At 68.4% G+C, this 18082-nt stretch carries 17 protein-coding genes and 3 pseudogenes; 9 read left to right on the top strand and 11 right to left on the bottom strand.

What is annotated here, in order from left to right; genetic code table 11:
• Positions 1–603: 603 nt before the first annotated feature.
• Complete coding sequence (locus ABEA82_RS37310; RefSeq protein WP_345666207.1) at positions 604–741, bottom strand: hypothetical protein; 138 nt, start codon at positions 739–741, stop codon at positions 604–606.
• Between the two features lie 598 nt (positions 742–1339).
• On the opposite strand from ABEA82_RS37310, the gene ABEA82_RS37305 reads away from it, so the two are divergent.
• Positions 1340–2053: a hypothetical protein gene (locus tag ABEA82_RS37305; RefSeq protein ID WP_345666206.1), complete on the top strand. Its 714-nt coding sequence runs from the start codon at positions 1340–1342 to the stop codon at positions 2051–2053.
• Between the two features lie 305 nt (positions 2054–2358).
• On the opposite strand, the gene ABEA82_RS37300 is transcribed toward ABEA82_RS37305, so the two are convergent.
• From ABEA82_RS37300 to ABEA82_RS37275, 6 genes and pseudogenes are all read right to left on the bottom strand, one after another.
• Positions 2359–2796 (bottom strand): hypothetical protein, encoded by a 438-nt coding sequence (locus tag ABEA82_RS37300; RefSeq protein WP_345666205.1) that lies wholly within the window; start codon positions 2794–2796, stop codon positions 2359–2361.
• Between the two features lie 348 nt (positions 2797–3144).
• Complete coding sequence (locus tag ABEA82_RS37295) at positions 3145–3807, bottom strand: hypothetical protein (RefSeq protein ID WP_345666204.1); 663 nt, start codon at positions 3805–3807, stop codon at positions 3145–3147.
• Complete coding sequence (locus ABEA82_RS37290; RefSeq protein WP_345666203.1) at positions 3804–4373, bottom strand: hypothetical protein; 570 nt, start codon at positions 4371–4373, stop codon at positions 3804–3806. The genes ABEA82_RS37295 and ABEA82_RS37290 overlap by 4 nt, the downstream gene beginning before the upstream one ends.
• A 32-nt stretch (positions 4374–4405) precedes the next feature.
• Complete coding sequence (locus tag ABEA82_RS37285; protein ID WP_345666202.1) at positions 4406–4816, bottom strand: hypothetical protein; 411 nt, start codon at positions 4814–4816, stop codon at positions 4406–4408.
• Between the two features lie 201 nt (positions 4817–5017).
• Positions 5018–7162 (bottom strand): S9 family peptidase, encoded by a 2145-nt coding sequence (locus ABEA82_RS37280; protein ID WP_345666201.1) that lies wholly within the window; start codon positions 7160–7162, stop codon positions 5018–5020.
• Between the two features lie 167 nt (positions 7163–7329).
• Positions 7330–8855 (bottom strand): annotated as a pseudogene (locus tag ABEA82_RS37275) (transposase).
• A 1312-nt stretch (positions 8856–10167) separates the two neighbouring features.
• On the opposite strand from ABEA82_RS37275, the gene ABEA82_RS37270 reads away from it, so the two are divergent.
• The 8 genes and pseudogenes from ABEA82_RS37270 (at position 10168) to ABEA82_RS37235 (ending at position 14629) form a co-directional block, all read left to right on the top strand.
• Positions 10168–10410 (top strand): hypothetical protein, encoded by a 243-nt coding sequence (locus ABEA82_RS37270; protein WP_345666200.1) that lies wholly within the window; start codon positions 10168–10170, stop codon positions 10408–10410.
• Entirely contained in the window at positions 10410–10787 is a 378-nt protein-coding gene (locus tag ABEA82_RS37265) for a fic family toxin-antitoxin system, toxin component (RefSeq protein ID WP_345666199.1), read from the top strand. Before ABEA82_RS37270 ends, ABEA82_RS37265 begins: the two co-directional genes overlap by 1 nt.
• A 153-nt stretch (positions 10788–10940) precedes the next feature.
• Positions 10941–11186 (top strand): annotated as a pseudogene (locus ABEA82_RS38785) (DDE-type integrase/transposase/recombinase); the annotation flags it as partial.
• A gap of 30 nt (positions 11187–11216) precedes the next feature.
• Positions 11217–11732: an ExeA family protein gene (locus ABEA82_RS37255; RefSeq protein ID WP_345666223.1), complete on the top strand. Its 516-nt coding sequence runs from the start codon at positions 11217–11219 to the stop codon at positions 11730–11732.
• Between the two features lie 103 nt (positions 11733–11835).
• Positions 11836–12321 carry a GNAT family N-acetyltransferase gene (locus tag ABEA82_RS37250; protein WP_345666197.1) on the top strand — a complete coding sequence of 162 codons (486 nt, stop codon included), beginning with the start codon at positions 11836–11838 and terminating at the stop codon, positions 12319–12321.
• A 222-nt stretch (positions 12322–12543) separates the two neighbouring features.
• Positions 12544–13446 carry a helicase associated domain-containing protein gene (locus tag ABEA82_RS37245; RefSeq protein ID WP_345666196.1) on the top strand — a complete coding sequence of 301 codons (903 nt, stop codon included), beginning with the start codon at positions 12544–12546 and terminating at the stop codon, positions 13444–13446.
• A 231-nt stretch (positions 13447–13677) separates the two neighbouring features.
• Positions 13678–13971, top strand: coding sequence for an AlbA family DNA-binding domain-containing protein (locus ABEA82_RS37240; protein WP_345666195.1), 294 nt, complete (start codon positions 13678–13680; stop codon positions 13969–13971).
• Positions 13972–14029: 58 nt separating this feature from the next.
• Entirely contained in the window at positions 14030–14629 is a 600-nt protein-coding gene (locus ABEA82_RS37235) for a DinB family protein (RefSeq protein ID WP_345666194.1), read from the top strand.
• 35 nt (positions 14630–14664) lie between these two features.
• Here the strand turns inward: ABEA82_RS37235 and istB are convergent, their stop codons facing one another.
• The 4 genes and pseudogenes from istB to ABEA82_RS37220 form a co-directional block, all read right to left on the bottom strand.
• On the bottom strand, positions 14665–15459 hold the full coding sequence (gene istB, locus ABEA82_RS37230) for an IS21-like element helper ATPase IstB (protein ID WP_345666222.1): 795 nt from the start codon (positions 15457–15459) through the stop codon (positions 14665–14667).
• Positions 15453–15905: a hypothetical protein gene (locus ABEA82_RS37225; protein WP_345666193.1), complete on the bottom strand. Its 453-nt coding sequence runs from the start codon at positions 15903–15905 to the stop codon at positions 15453–15455. Before ABEA82_RS37225 ends, istB begins: the two co-directional genes overlap by 7 nt.
• A 106-nt stretch (positions 15906–16011) precedes the next feature.
• Positions 16012–16194, bottom strand: a pseudogene (locus ABEA82_RS38780) (IS21 family transposase); the annotation flags it as partial.
• A 1130-nt stretch (positions 16195–17324) separates the two neighbouring features.
• Positions 17325–18059, bottom strand: a complete 735-nt coding sequence (locus tag ABEA82_RS37220; RefSeq protein WP_345666192.1) for a NucA/NucB deoxyribonuclease domain-containing protein — start codon at positions 18057–18059, stop codon at positions 17325–17327.
• Positions 18060–18082 lie beyond the last annotated feature (23 nt).

Below are 18082 nucleotides of genomic sequence, written 5' to 3'. Positions count from 1 at the left end.
GTCGCGGTAAATGCCGGATTTACTGCGGCAGAGCCCCTAGGGTGATCACGGCGACCTGCGGCGGGTCACCCCGGTCGCCGGGGCGAGGTGTACGCATTTACTGCGGCAGCACGTAGAGGGCAGGGCGGGCGTGACGATCGAACCAGTGGCCGAACTCGGGGGCGGGGGCGCGTCCGGGCTGCCGCGCGCCAGGGTAGTGCCCCTGACCGCCTCGCCGTCGTCGTACACCGCGGCGGCGCAGTGCGACGAGTCGCCGGGCCCGGTGCTAGGCGGGACAGCTGGCGCCTTCACGGGCCGGGGCCTTCTGCAGCGCGGCATCTGATCGGGCCTCCGCGCGCTGATCCGGGAATCGTTGGTACTCGGGGCGGCCGCGCCGGCGGGCCCGTACGGCTGGCGCTTCAAGTCACCGGTTGAGCACGCCCGCGGCCCGCGCAGGGAAGGAGCTTCCCATGTGCCCATTCTCGGTCTCGGGGCCCATCAGGACGGCGGCCTTCGCATGCCCTTGAGGCCGAGACCAGGGGAGGCACGTTGCTGCCTGGCCGTACGTTCGCGGTCAAGGACCGGATCGCTGCAGTGGAGGATCACCTTGCGGCTGGTGTTGGGCTAGGACGCCGAGGCCGTCGTCGGGGTCGGCTCCTCGCCGACTTCGGTCACGAGCTCGGGATAGCGGGTGCGGCCTTGCTCGATCAGCGCGGCGCGCAGTGCGGCGGCCCGGGCCAGGTCCTCGGGGGCTGCGTCCACGCGGCGTAGTGGTGCTCGCCCTCGAAGTCGTACAGAGCCCGCTCCAGCAAATGATCCTCGGCGGCTCGGCGGCCGGCGGTGTCGGGCGGGCATGCACGGCGTTGATCAGTGCCGTGTCCCAATGGAATGGGATACAGCGGGGGTCCTGGCACGTCGCTGTTCCCCGGTAGAGGTGGAAGCCGTCCTCGGCAGTCGTGCACGAGCATGAGCAGGCCATCGCTGCGAGCCTGGTGTCCTCTCGCGGCGGCTACCGACCCTCAGTTCTGAGGCGAGCCGGGCCGCGCGCCTGGAGGTGTCCTCGATCTGCGTGTCTGACCCGGCCCATGGCCAGGGATCGGCGGCGAACAGCGCGAGCGAGAAGGACTCGGCGAGGTCGCGCAGATGTGCTGCCAGCTCGCCAGGGGATTGCCGCCCAGCAGCAGGTATCCGGCGGCGGTGTGCAGGTGTTCTTGCGCGCGGGTCAAGGCGCCGATGATATCGGGATTGAGCGGCCCGAAGTCCGGCTCGCTCTCGGCCTCGAAAGCCGGTTTGTCTCCCGGCCTTGGGGCCTCGCCCTTGGTGTCGGGCCCTTCTCGTCTGTCACGCCGCGAGCCTGTCGGTGGACGAGAGCCGCAACCAGGCCTTCCGCCTCGCCGGTTCGACACTGTGGGAACGCCTGCAGGACCTCGACCCGGAGAACTGGCGTGAGGACCAGCTCAGGCGCCTCGACATGCTCTCCATCATGGAAGAGGGCATCCCCCTGGTGTGGACGCCGTCGGCGGACGTGATCCGCGACCTGCTCGACGCGCCGGACGCCCCGGCCCGCCGCAAGGTACTGGAACAGCAGGCGACCGCCGTCATCGAGCACTGCCGCACCGTCCTCAGCCACGTCGTCCGCGATGACCTGGCAGCAGAAGCCGACTTCCTCACCGACTGCCTGGACTCGATCAGCAGTGGCAAGTACGCGGCCGCCCAGACCCTCGCTTCCTCCGTCCTGGACACCGTGCTGCGCGCCATGGTGCGAGCGGACCCCAGCCTTCAGGGCAGGAAGGGCCGGTTCCACTTCGAGAGCCTGGCCGCGAAGCTCCCGAAGGCCTCACCGGACACCCTGGTCGGCCAGTTCCGCGCGTACTGCGTCCACACCAGCATCCATAAGGCCTATGAGCCGTACTTCGGGCCGCCCGTCCCCGAGGAGTACAACCGTCACGCCACCGCCCACGCGGCGGGCCCGACGCAGATCACGCTCGCCAACGCCCTCGCCGCGGTGATGCTGGCCGTCGGCATGGTCCGGGAACTGGAGGAGACACGGCGGCCGCTCAGCCCGGCCGGATGAGGCCGGGGTGTCAGGCGCCGGCGCGGGAGGGCTTTGCCCTGGCCTGCTTGACGATCTCCGTGCACGGGGGACAGAGCGGTCCGCCGTCCATACCGTACCTGTGGCAGTAGCCCTGGCATTTCCGGCAGTATCCCCGTGTGTCTGTTCCCGACCCTAGCCGGGAACAGACACCGTCCCGCAGCGTCACTCACCGCTCCCGCCCTTATTGCACACGGCATCTGGACCGCCCCGTGTACAGCCGCAACGAGGTACGCGTTCGCGGCTATGGCAGGGCATAACCTCTGCAGCCGTTCGTACAGTGCCGGCTACGGCAGTTCCATCTCCGGCCCGGTGTACTCGGCGTCCTGAAGCGACCGACGGCAAGCGGCCAGCAGTCCCTCGTACGCCTTGCGCAACCGCCGACCGGTCGATATCCGGCGGCGCTCCTCAAAGTCCCCCCTGACGAGCTCTCTGTGCAGGAAGCGCGTCTGCACATAGACCGCGTCGGCTAGGGCCCGAATCTCCTCCGGCGCCTCAAGCAGCAGGGTGCCCATCGTCGTGCGCATCCCGCCGATAGCTGTCTCGACTTCGGCGAACTCAGCAGACGATGCCGGCCGGTCAATTCCGCACATGAGCGATACCCCTGTCCTCGCGTGCGAGAGGAAGGGGGCATACGCGTCGCGGCGAATCTGGCGTAGCCACTGCTCGTGCGCGGCTTGCCGCTGCCGGTCCGCTTGATATCGGGCCCCTCGAAAGGTGATCACGGCGGCTACTGACGCGCCCGCAGCGCCAACGACAGCGCCGCCTAACGCACCTACGAGCCCGGCTACTCCAGCATCCACCGTGTGATCGTAGCCAGGGACTGCTCGGTTCGTCGCCTGAGCGCTTCTCAACCGAAGGGCCGAAGGGGGGCGCCACACCCCCCTTGAGCACGAAATACGGGTGGCGTACCCCGAAGCCATCGAACAGGCCCACGCCGACTTCGCCGCTCTCACCGGCAGCGAGGTGCCTGAACCTCGCACAGAAGCCAAGGCCCTAACGACACGCTGAGTTACTTGTCACTTCGCGGCAGCTTCGGGAGAACAGGGCCTACACGCCCGGGATCTGAATGGTCAAACCTTCGGGCACCAACCAGTAGACACATTCCCCTCGGGGGAGTACGCGGATGCCACCCGGCCGTTGTTCGTACGGCACAGTTCGCCCTCCCCCGCCGCACACCGCTCGCAGGGGATGAGCCGGGCCTCGCGGGCGACTAGCGCGTCCCGCTCGCGGCGGCGCCGGGCCTGCGCCTCCTTGGACTCGAAGCCGAGACCCACCCCTTCCATCGCTTCCGGGTAGGTGGTCGTGTCCGCCTCATCCCCCTCATGGGCGAGAGCCCACTTGGCTTGCTGGGCAAGGTGGATGAGCTGCCGCTGGGTCGGGATGATCGCAGGGCCGCCGAAGTCCTCGCGGTCCGTTCCCCGTGCCGCCGTACCCCACGGGTCCTCGCCCTTGAAAGTCTTGGCCAGGGGAACGTCTCCCACGACCACACGGGCCAGGAACGCAGCGTGGTCGGCCTCCCGCCCCACATCGTCAGCGAGGCGGCCTAGGCCCTTGATCGTGTCGGACAGCTCCACGGGCGTGTCCGGGGTCTCGGCGGCTCGGGCGAGCTTCCTGAGCATCAGGCGGGCAGCGGACAGGCTCACGGCCAGCTCGTCCAGGGTGATGCGCTTGCCGGACTGAACGTCGGAGAGGTCGGCGGCCGGGTCGGTCTGGGTGATGTCCCTGCGGGTCACGGGCGGTTCCCTTCTGCGGTAGTCGGTCGATCGGTGGAGACAGCGCGGACTGCGGCCGCGGTCAGGATGCTGACGGCGACGAGGGCCCGCGGGTCATCACGGAGCTCCCAGAAGCGTTCGATCATCCGCTCGCGCCCGGCGGTCCCCTGGTCGACAACGTCGAGGGCGTCCTGAACGGCCGCACGGGCGCAGGCGGTCGCTACCGCCTGCTCCTCCGCGCTGGAGATCCCCTCGGCGAGGGGTGTCCCGAAGAGCAGTTGCTGCGCGTCCGCTGCCGTCAGCAGGGCCATGGGGTCGGTACTGGATGGGACCAGGCTCTCGAGGTCCGCGGCCCCCTGGGGCGTGCGGCAGTGCGCGGGGCAGTCCTCGTGCACGACGGCGGCGAGCACCATCTGAGCGACGTGGGTGGTCGTGTGCAGCCCGAACTCGGCCGCATGCTGGAGGAGGACGGGGACGACGGCCAGGAGCCCGGTGCCGGGCGCGCTGGCCGCTTCGTAGAAGTCGCTGGCACGGTGCGCGGTGATGTCCCAGTACAGGTTGCGGCCGGCCGTGGCGGAAGCAGCCATGACGGTGTCTTTCAGGGCGTGGTGTCGGGACGTCAGGCAAGACCGGTGACGGTCATGACCGCCCCGAACAGCTCGGCGCGGCGGCCCACGGCGAGGAGTCCGGACAGGTCGCCGGTGCCCGTGTCGAGGTTCGTGGCGGGGATCGATCCGGCCGGGGCCGTCAGGAAGATCGCTTTGCCGTGGTAGTGCGCGGCGGCCAGCCACTCGGGCGGGGGCGCCCACGGGGCCGGCGGCTGGTACCAGCGCCCGGTGCCCCGCCGCTCGATGTAGAGCAGCCCCGTTCGGTTGGCCACGATCGACCACTCCTCCAGGACGCGGGGCGCCTCACGGGACAGGTCGAGCGCGGGCAGGCCGTCGGAGAGCCGGTCGGCGCGGAAGCCGAGCGGCCCGTGCCGGTGGGCGTCGCCGGGCTGCATGTAGAACACCGGCGGGCCCTCCGGCATGGTGAAGACGTAGTAGGTCTTTGGAGGAGATATCCGCGAAGCGGCCCCCGCGGGGGCCGCTTCGCGGATATCTCCTCCAAAGACCCCGGGCCTTGCTGTTGGGGGTGTCTCCCGCCTAGCGAATACACAGAGTGATGGCAGCCAGGAAGCCGTGGGGCAGGTGCCAATTGGCACCTGCCCGTAGCTTCGGGAGTATCGGGCCTAGCAGGGCACCGTGGCGGGGCGGCCGGCCAGGTGCCGCTGGAGGAATTCCAGTTGGTGCCCCAGTAGCCGGGCGAATGTGTCGTTGGTCGGTGCGGCATGTGTCATCCCGCTTAGCGGCAGCACCTCGTGCGGCTTCCCCGCGGCCAGCAGAGCGCTGGAGAGTTGGAGCGTACTAGCCACGAAGACGTTGTCGTCTGCCAGTCCGTGCATCAGCAGCAGCGGGCGGCTGAGCTTTGGAGCGTCAGCAAGAAGCGAAGACAGCTCATAGTGCGCCGGGTATTGGTCGGGCAGACCGAGGAAGCGCTCTTTCCAGCAGGCATCGTAGAGATGCTGGTTGGTGAGCGGAGCGCCGGCCACTGCGGCGTGGAAGGTGTCGGGTCGGCGCAGCACCGCGGCGGCGGCCAGCATCCCGCTGAACGACCAGCCGCGGATGCCGACCCGGTCGAGATCCAGCTCCGGGTGGCGCTCGGCGGTCGCGTGCAGCGCGGCAACCTGGTCGTCCAGGGTCGGGCCGACCAGGTCACCGAAGATCTCCTTCTCCCAGCGCGGCCCGCGTCCGGGCGTGCCGGCGCCGTCCGTCACCAGCACCGCGAAGCCCTGTTCGGCGAACCACTGAGAGACGAGGGTGTGAGAGGTCTGTTCGGCCATCACCTTCTGCATCGCGGGGCCGCCGTAGGGGTCGACCAGCACCGGCAGCTGGGCATCACCGGCCTTGTGCCAGGACGGCAGGAAGAGGTGTGTGCGCAGTGCGCGCGGCCCGACGGCGGCGGGCTCGACACGCAGTTGCAGCAGCGGGCGTTGGGCGTGCGAGCTGATTTCGACGGGCGCGGGGCCATCCGGTTCCGGTCGGCCGTCCCCGGTCAGGCGGTGCACGGCGGTGTGCGAGCCCGGCAGATCCAGCGTGCGCGTGGTGTGTACGAACGTGCCGCCGCAGAATGCGCCGGAGTGCACGCCCGGCTGCTCGGTCAACCGGTGTATGCCCTGGCCCGGACGGTACCTCCACACATGGCGCTCGGTGGGTTCTGCGGCCGCCGTGAAAAGCACCGTCTCGCCGTCCACTGCAAGCACCTCGTGCAGCTGCAGGCCGTCCGGTGTGACGGGCGTGCCGTCGATGCTCAGGTGCCGGGTCTCGTTCCGGTCGAGGTAGTCGACAAGCAGGCCGGTAGCTGTGCGCGCGGGCACTCCGGGCACCAGCAGCTCCACCCAGTGCTCATCGTGCCGCTCGGCCAGGAGGCTGGTCGTACCGTCTGCCGGGTCGACGGCCAGTACCTGGAGCGTGCGCTGGTCGCGGCTGAGTACGGCGGCGAACGGACCGTGCCCGTCCCAGCCGGCCGCGGGCAGGTATTCGAAGCGGGTCCGGTCCCAGCGGACCTCGGTGCGGTTGCCCGCCAGATCGGCGATCCAGAGCGTGACCTCGGCGTTGGCGGTACCGACCTGCGGGTAGCGCATCGTGCGCGGCGGCTTGGCGGGGTCGGCCGGATCGGTGATGTACCACAGCCTGACCTCGCGGTTGTCCACTCGGGTGGTCAGTATCCGCTCCCCCTCCGGTGCCCACCAGTACGCCCGGTAGCGGCCCATCGACTCGCTCGCCACATGCTCCGGCAGGCCGAAGAAGACGTCCGGACCTTCCGCCGGCTCGGGCGCGGCCACCGCTCGGTCGCCACTGCCGTCGGCGCCGATCACCCGGAGCGCGCCGCCGGAGACGTAGGCGATGGACCGGCCGTCCGGGGACGGGTGCGGGTCCACCACCGGCTGCCGGGCGGGCAGTTGCCGGACGGCGCCGGAGCCGGTATCCACCACCCATAGCTGCCCGGAGAGGGCGAACGCGGCCACCTGGGCGGCCGTGTCGGTGGCGTAGTCGGTGATCCCGGCGGCCTGCTGCCGGGCGCGTTCGCGCCGGATGCGCTCCTCCTCCGGCACCTCGTCGGTCGCGTCGCCGAGCAGCCCGGCGGGGTCAGCGAGCAGTCGCTCTGCGCCGGTTGCCAGGTCGAGCGTCCACAGGCACCCGATCGGATCGTCCCCGGCCCGGCTCCGCAGGAACAGGACACAGGTACCGTCCGGCGCCACGGTGAAACGGGCGGGTGCACCGAGGGTGAAGCGGCGGGTGCGGGCGAGCTGTCGCAGAAGTGGGGATGTCACCATGCCTGGCACTGTGTCATTCGTTCGGTATAGCAGCATGGGAATATCGAGATCGTTCACCGTGGACTTCATAATGCCGACTCGCTCGTGACCGGCTCAGACAGCCGTGCCGAAGCCGGTGGCAGCCCGGCACCAGGCGTGTTGAATCAACCGGGGATCTGAGCAGGCTGTCAAAAGTCATCCGCCGGAAAGCGAAGCGCGCTGTCGTACGGCTCGGGCGGAATGTGGAGGGTGGCGGTGTCGTAGTCGCCGAAGCGCAGCACGTTGTCCCTGCGGTGCGGGCTGAGCGCGGCGATGTCGTCGGGGCTCAGCTCCCAGCCCTGGGCGGCCATCTGGCGCAGTGTGTCAGTTATGTCGACGGTGGTGGAGAAGACGATGCTGTTGGCCATCAGGTCGAGGAACTTGACGGCCTTCTCCTGGAGTTCGGGATCACGGGAGCGCAGGTAGCCCTCCCCGCCGAAGTGCAGCCACTTCGTGTACCCGTTGTATGCCTCGGCTTTGTTCGTCGCCCTGGTGATCTGCTCCCGCAGCTGTGGGTCCGACAGGTAGCGGAGCAGAACGATCGTCCGCACGGCGCGGCCGACCTCGCGGAAGACCCGGTAGATCTGGTTCTTGTGGGAGTGGTTGTTCAAGCGACGCAGGAGGGTGATGGAGGACACGGTGCCTTCCCGTACAGATAGGCCGACCTGTATGAGGTCCTTCCAGCCGTTCTTGATGAGCTGCCAGTCGATGCAGGTACGCGGATCAGCGGAGAACAGCGCGTCGATATGCCGGTAGGTGCTCGCGGATCAGGGCGGTGGAAGGTGAGGTCCTGGAAGTTCCGGATCCGCGGCAGCAGGTCGATGCCGAGCAGGTGGGCGAGCCCGAAGACCGGGAAGGACTGCCCCTGGGTGTCGGCGTGTACGGCCTCCGGCTTGACCTCCGACTCATTCGACAGCAACGCGTCGATGAGATAGACGGCCTCCCACACCCCGCACGGGATGAACCGGGAGAAGAGCGCGACGTAGGTGTCGGAGACGAGATGGTGGGCGATCCCGCCGTAGCCGCCGTAGCGGATCGAGGTCTCGGCGAGGAGGTTGTCGATGACGGTGTCCATCATGGTGCCGTCCACCGCCGCCACCGACCCGTCACCCCATGCCGCCGTCAGATCCAGGCCGGCATGGGCGTTGACCACGTCAGCTCCGCACCGGTTGAGGACCGGGATGGTGAAGTGGCGCTTCGCGATCGCGCCGAGCTCGTGCGCCGTCACACTGCCCCGCATGTGGCGCACCGCCTGGGCAGGGCCGAGCCCGGAACCGTAGACGAACGCGGTGGTCACGTAGCGCGGCAGGGGTTCCTTCAGTTTCGGATCGCTGCCCGAGCGTGGGCCGGGCCGTTTCCACCAGTCCGTCCAGTGCGCCGCCCGCGCCAGAGGTTCCAGCACGCTGCGGGCGGGAAGCCGCGCGGAGAGAGCTTCTTCCAGCTTCTCCGCGGAGGCGGTGCGCTCGCCTGCTCTGCGTACGGCGAGGGAGGGGACGCCGGTGACCAGGTCGATAGTGAGGTCCTTGTTGTCCGGGTACCCGGCGTCCACGGTTTCGGCGATCGTGGTGAGCCGCTCGCGCAGCCGGGTGGTGAACTCGCTCGCGGTGCCGGGGAGGCCGGCCTGCTCGCAGAAGCCCGCGAGCTTGGACTCGCATTGCTCCCAGGACAGGAGCATGCGGGTCCAGTCACCGTAGTCCTCGGCGCCGATCACGGCGACATCACCGCAGCGCAGCTCTTCCACGAGACAGGCGAACACCATTGCCTCGAAATGGCGGCGGACCAGCATCCCCGGCTGTTCACGGGAGTAGACGGTCTTCAGCCACATCTTCGGCGCGAACGACAGGTCCAGCCGTACCGACTCCCCGTTCTCGTCCCTGCGGGTGGGATGTGTGTCCGCCACGAGTTGCCGGGTGAGGTGCTGGTGAGCGAGGACGTGGTCCAGCGCGTCCAGCACGCTTCGGTCGGTCGAGGTCGCGGTGAACGACAGACGGCGGGCGATCTTGAACATGGTCGGCCGGTCCGGCTTGAAGAAGCGCTCCACCAGCGCCGTGTAGTTGCTGCCCCGATACGCGTCCAGGGCCTCCAGCTCCTCCAACTGGGCCTCGAACCCGCCCGCCGACTCGATCGCAGCCCGAGCGTTCTTCAGCGCCAGCAGGTCATCCAGAGACGCCTCTCCCTCCCACACGCCGGGAGCGGCCTCGCCGCTGCCGCGCAGGGCGGTCAGCACGTCCCGGAAAGTGGCCAGAAGCTGATCGGTAGTCTCCTTCTGCCGCTTCTCGATCTCCAACAGTTCTTCCTGGGCCCGCTTGAGGTGCCGGGACATGCGCTTGGAGAGCATCACCACGGTCTCGTCCCGCACCGCCGCCTGCACCTGCGCGAGCAGGCACACGGTCATCGCGGTGCGGCGAGGCTCGGCGATGTCCTTCATCTCGCCCACCGACAGCACCCTCGCCTGCTCGGCCAGCGCGACCACCTTCGCCGACGGTGTCTTCCCCACCCAGAAGACGGCATCCCCCAGCCCGTCCACCCTCTCCATCCGCTCCGCATGAGCCCTAAACCGCGACCAGGTCGCCCGCCGCTCGGTCAGCGGCCACCAGTGTGGTGTAGCTGACGTGGTTGCTTAATGATCTTGTTTATGGCTTGTTGTTGCTCAGTTGTTCTGAGCGGTGGGTCTGTTCCGTGGGTGGGGTTGACGCGGGGCCGTGGCGCCGACGACGGGCGGTACGTGGGCTGAGCTGGGCGTTTATGGCTGCGCAGTGGGTTGAGCGTGGTGGCGGTTTTTGTGCAGGGTAGTTGGCGCGTCTATGTACGGGAGTTGCCGGCCGGTCTGTTGAGGTCAGGGCGGCAAGGGTATGTGGGTCGGTTCAGCGGGTGTGCAGCCGTTGCCAGAGCAGGTCGTGGTCGGTGGGTGCGAGGCGGGGCAGGTGGAGGCGGCCGGCCAGGTCGTGGAGGAAGGCGGTGTCGGTAACAGCTGTTACCATGCTGGTATGGCGAAGACACAGCTGGGCGCCCGCGTGGACGAGGATGTCGCAGAACTCGCGAAGAAGCGCGCCGCCGACCTGGGACTGAGCATCGGGGACTACCTCGCGCGGCTGGTGCAGGAAGAGGCCAGCGGGCTGCGCGTCCGAGCGGTGGGGGCGGCCGCCCGCTTCCTGGCCGACCACCAGGCGGTCTTCGATGAGGCCGAACAGGGCCAGCAGCAGGCACCACGGGGAGCGCACGCGGCCTGATGGAACTGCATATCGACGTCGCCTGGATTCTGCAGGTCGCCGAGGCCGCCGGAGCGGACGATCCGGCTCCCGACGACTACGGTGTCCCGGTCTCGGCCGTCGCCCGCCACCGGGCCGAGCTGTTCGAGAACCCCGTCTACGACGGCCCCTATGCCAAGGCTGCCGCCCTGGTGCACACGCTGGGCCGGTGTCGCTGGCTGGAGCGTTCCAACATGGCCGTCGCCGCGGCTTCGGGTGTCATGTACCTCGAAGCCGCCGGGGTCTCCGTCAAGCCGGGCCGCGAGGATGCCATCGCCCTCAAGGACCTCCTCCTCGACCCCGCCTGCACTGCCGGGAAGATCGCCGCTCTGCTGCGGACCTGGCCCACCGTCACCTGACGCCGCAGGCCGCCCGGGCCCGGAGCGCCGCGCCCCGCGAGATCAGGAGAACTGGCGAGTATGCGGAACAGCTCGCCCCGGCCTCGTCCCTCATCGCTGTCGAAGACGGCCTGATCCACCACATACGGCAGCACGCCGCGCTGTCCCAGGCTCCTGCGAGTCCGCCTGGACGGCAAGGACGCGGGCACCGCGACGCCGTTCCAGATCGAACGGCACTCCCATCCCAAGGCCCGGCCCGAAGTGCCAGCCGAGGAGCCGAAGGTGGCCACCGGCATCGACTACCTCCACTTGGTCGACAACGCGCATTCCAACCACCTCGGACAGAAGATCAATTACGCGGCGCTGGCCGATCCGCCCGCCGAGGCCGTCGATCTGACCGACGCCGCCGCCGAGTGCTGAGCCGATGGCAAAGCCCCTGGCCACAGGCGACTGGGCGGTGTTCCTGGCTCCCGTCTGACCGTCCAGACCGGCAAGGTCCTGCTGGCCGAACGCGAGGAACGCGGACGCACCCCCGTCCTCGTCGTCGACGAGGCCAACCTGATGTCCTACGAACAGCTGGAATCCATCCGCATGCTCACCAACCAGGGCATGGACCAGGACTCCCCACTGTCCTGCCTGCTGGTGGGCCAGCCCACCCTCAGACGCACCATGAAGCTCGCAGTCCTGGCCGCCTTGGAACAGCGGACCGCCCTGCGTTACACGACGCCGGGCATGACCTCCACCGAGACCACCAGCTACGTCGCCCACCATCTGAAGATCGCCGGGCGTCTGGACCAGCTGTTCACCGAGGACGCCCTCACACTGATCCACACGACCTCGCGCGGCTACCCGCGAGCGGTCAACAACCTCTCCCTGCAGGCCCTTGTCGCCGCCTTCGCCACCGGAAAGAACCTGGTCGACGAGGCCGCCGCCCGCGCGTCCGTGAGCGAGGTGGTGGGCGACTGAGTACCTGAACGGATCCGCTGAGGGGAACCATGGATCACGGTGAGTGCGTCACCTGATCATGACGACTTCTCAGACGTTCTTGCGACCTGCGAACCCTGACGACGTGGACAGGATCACTGACCTGCACACTCTGGCCCGCACGGCGTACTACCAGGCAGGCGGAGTGTCAGACGTGGAGCTCACTTCCTCCGACGCGTACTCCAGTCGGCGGGAGAGCTGGATGCGTGCCGTCCAGTCCAGCGACCGGACTGTGTTGTGCGCGGAACGGGAGGGCGAGTTGGTGGGCATTTTAGCGATGGGCCCTCCCTACGAAGCCGACGTTGATGTCACAACGGTGGGGCAGCTCTACCAGATTCACGTCCGCCCCGGCATTTGGGGACAAGGCATCGGCAGCTACCTGCACGCGGCATTTGTCCAATTCCTTCGCGATGCGTCGCTGGCCACGGGCGTGCTGGAAGCGTGGGAGCGCAACAGCCGAGCCCAAGCCTTCTATGCACGGCACGGATGGAAGCCCGACGGACACCATCGGCCCGGTCCAGGTAACGCGAACTACGTTCGCATGCGCCTCACTCTGGATCCCGAAGTGTAACCAGGTTGAGGTGGTCAGCTCGCTTCAAAACTGGGGGCCAGAAACAGGTACTGAACCACCGGCACCTTGCCGACGAAAACGACACCTCGCCGACGACCGCCCCGCCGGAACACCCACCGGTGGGGCGTCGCCGTCACAGTTCGTCGGCACCGTGAACGCCGCCTTCGTCGGCATTTTCAACGCCGGGCAACAACCGTCCACCCCGAGCGCATCGCCCGCGCGATGGACCTGGCGTCCTTCGACCCCCGCGACCCGGCCGTCTCCCGCTCCCGCCGCCTGGGGCTGGCAGCCGCCCAGTCCTACCGCGACCAGTACGGCCACCTCGACGTCCCCGCCGACTACACCGACCCCACCGGCTACACACTCGGCACCTTCATCGCCGCCATGCGCGACGCCGCCAAAGCCGGCCGTCTCGAGGCCGACTGGATCGCCGAACTCGATGCCCTCGGCATGATCTGGGACAAGCACGACGCCGCCTGGCGCGCCCGCCTGGCCGCAGCCGCCGACTACCTGCGCACCCACGGCCACCTCGCCGCGCCCGCCACCACCCCCGTGGGCGCGTGGCTCGCCGAACAACGCCACTTGGACGCCAAGGACAAGCTCGATCCCGCCCGCGCCGACGCGCTGACCGTCCTCGCTGCCGACTGGCGCGTGCCCCACGGCGCCGACTGGCACCGCAAATACCACCTTCTGCGCCGTCATCTCGCCGAAGGAGCCGACCCGGCCGCGCTCAGCCGCGACACCCTCCTGGCGGGGGTGAAGATCGGCTCCTGGCTGCACCGCCAGCTCACCACCTGGCGGGCCCTGCAGCCGGGCCAGCAGCAGCTGATGGGCGCCCTCGGCATGACACCTGAGAGCAACCCGCTCACCCGCGCCCGCCGGGCACGCCGCACCTTCGAACAGAACGTCCAGTTCCTGGAACTCTTCCTCCACCGCGAAGGCCGCGCCCCCGCCGCCCGCGAGGAGATCCGCGTGGACGGCGACACGGTCAGGATCGGCGCCTGGCTCGCCAAGCCCCGCAGCAAGCACCGCACCGGCCAGTTCCCTGACGAACATGTCCGCCTGGTCGCCGCACTCTTCGACGGGGACTGGACGGCCGAGGACGCCGTCCCAGCCATCCTGTAATGAGACACCAGCAGCCGGGGCCCAGGACCATCTGTGCCCCACCGCGCTGTCCGCAAGACGGCCAGCAGAATCAGCAATCAGAGCCTCAGCGGACGTGGGCCAAGCGCCGACGAACCCACCAGCGACCAGGTCACGGCCGCGCGACGCCGGATACAGACGCGCGCCATGCCTGTGCAGCCCGTATGGCGTCGTCGGGCCCTGCTATCAGTGCCGCACCGTAGGGTGCCGGGCATGGCCCGTTCCTGGACGCGACTGCACGAGCACCTCGGTGTGCCGCCCGGCCCGCTCACCTTCGACATGGTCGCCAAAGCCGCAGCCGGCCGGCTGGCGGAGTCCGACGACCTGGACTGGAAGGAAAAGCTTCCCCAGCCTCCGCGCGAGGGCCGCTGGAACGAACTGGCCAAGGACGTCGCCGCGATGGCCAACACCCTCGGCGGCCTCATCATCTTCGGCGTGCGGGACGCCACATGCGAGCTGGCCGGGATCGACCCCGGTGAGGTGAACACCGAGCAGTACGCCCAGTGAGTGGATGCAACACCGGCTTATTGCCCGGCTGTCAGTGGCGGGTGGAAGACTGCCCGGCATGATCGAACCTAACCCGAAAGCGGACCTTCTCCGATACCTGCAAGAAGGGCGTGACGCCCTGTTGTGGAAGCTCGATGGGCTCTCGGAGTACGACATCCGTCGTCCACTGACCAGGACGGGCACGAACCTGTTGGGGCTGGTCAAACATGTCGCCAGCGTAGAGCTGGGGTACTTCGGCGACACGTTCGGGCGGCCGTTTTTCGATGATGAGCCGCCGTCCTGGTGGTATACGGAGGACGCGGAACCCAACTCGGATATGTGGGCCAGTGCAGACGAGTCGCGCGAGGACATCGTTGGGCTCTATCACCAGGCGTGGGAGCACTCCAACACCACAATCGCGACGCTGACGCTGGACGCGATCGGTCACGTCCCGTGGTGGCCAGAGGAACGCCGAGAGGTGACACTGCACCACATCATGGTGCGCGTGATTTCCGATACTCAGCGGCACGCCGGCCACGCCGACATCGTGCGAGAGCTCATCGACGGATCTGTCGGGTATTTGCAGGGCAAGGACAGCATGCCGCCAGGTGATCAGGCATGGTGGGAGAGCCACCGAAGCCGACTGGAGCGAGTAGCGCGGGAACTCGGTAACCGCTGATCTCACCTGCTGCCGCCGGCTCCGCTGGCCCTCTATCAGCCAGCGGCGGCCTGTTCAGCCAAAGCTTTGGTGTGGGCGAGTCGGTGGGACTCGGTGCCGGTTTGGATGATCGCGCCGTTGAAGGTGAGGCGGTCGACGATGGCCGCGCAGAGGCGGGGGTCGGTGAAGGTCTTGGTCCAGCCGCTGAAGGAATCGTTGGAGGCGATGGCGACGCTGTTCTTCTCCTCTCGTTCGGTCAGGACCTTGAACAGCAGCTCAGCGCCTCGCCGGTCGAGTTCCATGTAGCAGAGTTCGTCGATGCAGAGCAGGTCGACGCGTCCGTAGCGGGCGATCGTCTTCGACGGCTGCTTCTCGTCCGCTGCCTCGACCAGTTCGTTGACGAGCTTGGTGGCCAGCACGTAGCGGACGCGGAAGCCCTGCATGGCCGCCTCAGTGCCCAGCGCGATCAGCAGGTGGGACTTGCCGGTTCCGGAGTCGCCGATCAGGCAGAGCGGTTCGCCCTTCTTGACCCACTCGCAGGTCGCGAGGGTGTTGACGGTGGCCGGGTCGACGTTGGGGTTGGCGTCGAAGTCGAAGGCCCGCAGGCTCTTCTGCCTGGGGAAGGCCGCGGCCCGGATGCGGCGTTCGGACCTGTGCCGGGCCCGGTCGTCGTACTCGGTCATCAGCAGCTCGGCCAGAAAGGCCCGGTAGGACATCTGCTCACGGGCGGCGCCGTCGGCCTGCTCCTTGAACTGCTGGCGGATGGTAGGGAGCCGCAGCATGCGGCATGCCAGGTCGATGGAGGCGGTGGCGGCTTCCTCGGTCAGCCCGCGCTTGCGTGGACTCATGATCCTTCTTTCTCGCCGGCCGTGCGGCCAGGCCGTTGCAGGAGCTGGTCGTAGTGGGCCACCGAGGGAAGCGGCCGGGTGTCGGGCGGGAGGTGGGACAGCTTCCAGTCGGCGAGGAAGGTCACCGACGCGGTCGGCCCCTCGTCCTCCGTCACCTGCTTTGTCCCGGGACGGGCCGGCAGGAGCGGGTCACCGTCCGACTCGGCGAGCTTGCGGGCCTCCAGAGCGACCGCGTCCGCGGTCAGGGCCCCGGCTCGGTAGGCGGCGGCGAGACCGGCCACGACCTGCTCGTGGTCCATGTGCCTCGCCAGCAGCAGCACGTCGATCAACGCGCGAGTGCCGGCCGCATAGCCGTGGGCGGCCTTCGCCGCGGCCCACCACTTGTCGTGGACAGGAGTGAAACGCCCCGCGGAGCGGGCCTGCTCCAGCGCGGTCGACCCGGCAAACACCCGGCTTGCGCAGCAGGGCCTCCAGGTAGTGGTCCAGGACCAGCCGGGACCCGTGCCGGCCGCCGAGGCGCTCGTGCCGGGTGACGACCTGACGTCCGTCGTAGACGATGAGGTCGTTGGCGTGCAGCAGCACCCGCAACTCGCGGCCGATGAAACGGACCGGCACCGAATACGGCTCCAACGGCAACGGCCGCAGCAGGTGCTGTTCCTGCGCGAAGTACTCGCCGACGGTGCGGGTGCGGCCCCGCAACCTGCGGGCCTCGTCGTCCTTGTCCCACTGATCAACCATCGCGTTCAGCTCCGTCAGCGAAGCGACTTCGGGGACGGGGACGAAGTGATTGCGGCGGAAGTATCCGATCTGCCCCTCGACCCCGCCCTTCTCATGGGCGCCCTCGATACCGGGCCGGCAGTAGAACGGCTCGATGCCCCAGTGCGAGCGGAATGCCGTCCAGCGGCTGGGCCACCAGCAGATGGCGCTCGGCGTGGTGGATCGCGGTGTGACGGTTCACCAGTCCCGTGGGGCTTTTGGGCTCGACCGTGAGGCGTGCCCACCGGGCGGTGCAGGCGGCGGGCCGCCGGGCAGCCGCTTGCCCTGCCCGCGCAGGCTTCCGGTGTGTACCTTCAGCGGCCAGGGAGCCCGTCATAGTGCGCAGCCCTGAAGTCCCTGCGAACCCGGGTGGGGAAGGCCAACTGGCCACCGACAGGGTCCAGCCATGGTCTCGTAGTGGCTTATTCAGAGCTTTTCGTCGGGCTGGGCGCGGGGCTCTGGCTCGGGCGGTTCGGGTGGGGCCGTGCGCGGCGGGTGGGGGTTGTCAGCCTCGGATTGCTGCTGTTGTTCGAGTCGGCTGCTGGTGCGCAAGGTTCGGGTGGGCGCGGGTTCGGAAGGCCACATGAGGAGCAGGTGTTCCTCGGTGGGCGTTTCGGCTGTCTTGTCCCATGCTGTTTCTCTGCCTCGGGCGTGGACTCGGACGCGGTAGTGGGTGCTGCCTCGTCCTGCGAGTGGCCTGTTCGGGTCGGGAGGGCCGAAGTCGAGTGACTCGAGTTGGAGGTGGTCGCGGGGGGCGACCACGCTGGCTTCCACGACCTCTTCCCAAGGCTCTGAGGTATCGATCTCTGTCGCTGGTTCTTGTTGTGCCTGCACGCAGACACGGACGGATCCGGTGCGGATGCCTGTGCGGACTAGGGCTCCGCCTTGCAGCATGGGCGCGATGAGCCCGTTCGACCAGTCCGCGGAATGCACCGGGATTTCTCCCTCATCCAGCAGTCCGAACGTGCCCTCCCCGACGAAGACTTCATGCCATGGGGCGTTCATGCGGCCTCTCCCGTCTCACGTTCGGGTCCGTAGCAGATTCTGCCCGCACAGGGCCCCGGGGGTGGCCGCCGCCCGGGGCCCTGTGCGGGTAAGGCTCGGTGTGGAGGTTACGGGGTGATGAGTACGCGGAACGGGTCCTTGTCGAGGACGCGTACGCTCTTGTAGAAGCCTGAGTTGAGACCGCCCTGGGAGTCGTTTTCACTCTCGTTGATCATGCAGATGCTGACACCGGCTGGTCCCTGCTGGGTGGGGATGTGATTGAGCTGGCAGCCGTCAAAGCTACGACGGGTCCCGCCGGCACTGAGTCCTTGGTACGAGGTGGCGACGGGGTACTCGTCGCAGCTCTTGGCGGCAATGCTGGGTGCGTCACCGCATACCTTCGTCCGGTTGTCCTTGATGACCGTCGCGTTGGTGGTGCGGGTCAGCGGAGCCTCAAAGGTTGCCCCCGGCAGTCCGGATGCCTGCGCCCGTGAGACGTGGGCGGCCAGCTCAGGGTTGACGGCCTTGCTGTATTGCAGGGCCGATGCATACCAGGGGACGACACACCCGGGTTTCGTCCGCCCGGCCGTGTTGTTGTCGCACCGGAACTCGTGGATGGCGGGGTCGACGTAGTGCGTCGAGGGGTAACCCGGTGTGGAGAAGGTCAGCCCCCAACCTGACGCACAGTCTCTGACCGCGCCGGCTGCGGTCGCTGTCGAATCAAAGAAGGCCTCACCCGTGTGCCACTTGCTCAGCGGTTGGATCGGCTTCGCCGGGAATGAACCGCTCTCCTTCTTGCAGGCGTAGCCGTCTCTTGCGTGTAGCCGGTTCTGGGCGTTCTCGCACCACTGAGGGGGCGTCACCCCCGCCAGGGCATTGCTCCTGG

Origin of the sequence: Streptomyces venetus (assembly GCF_039540295.1) — a bacterium.
In the GTDB taxonomy this organism is placed as follows: domain Bacteria; phylum Actinomycetota; class Actinomycetes; order Streptomycetales; family Streptomycetaceae; genus Streptomyces; species Streptomyces venetus.
This window is presented reverse-complemented; position numbering and strand designations above follow the sequence as displayed.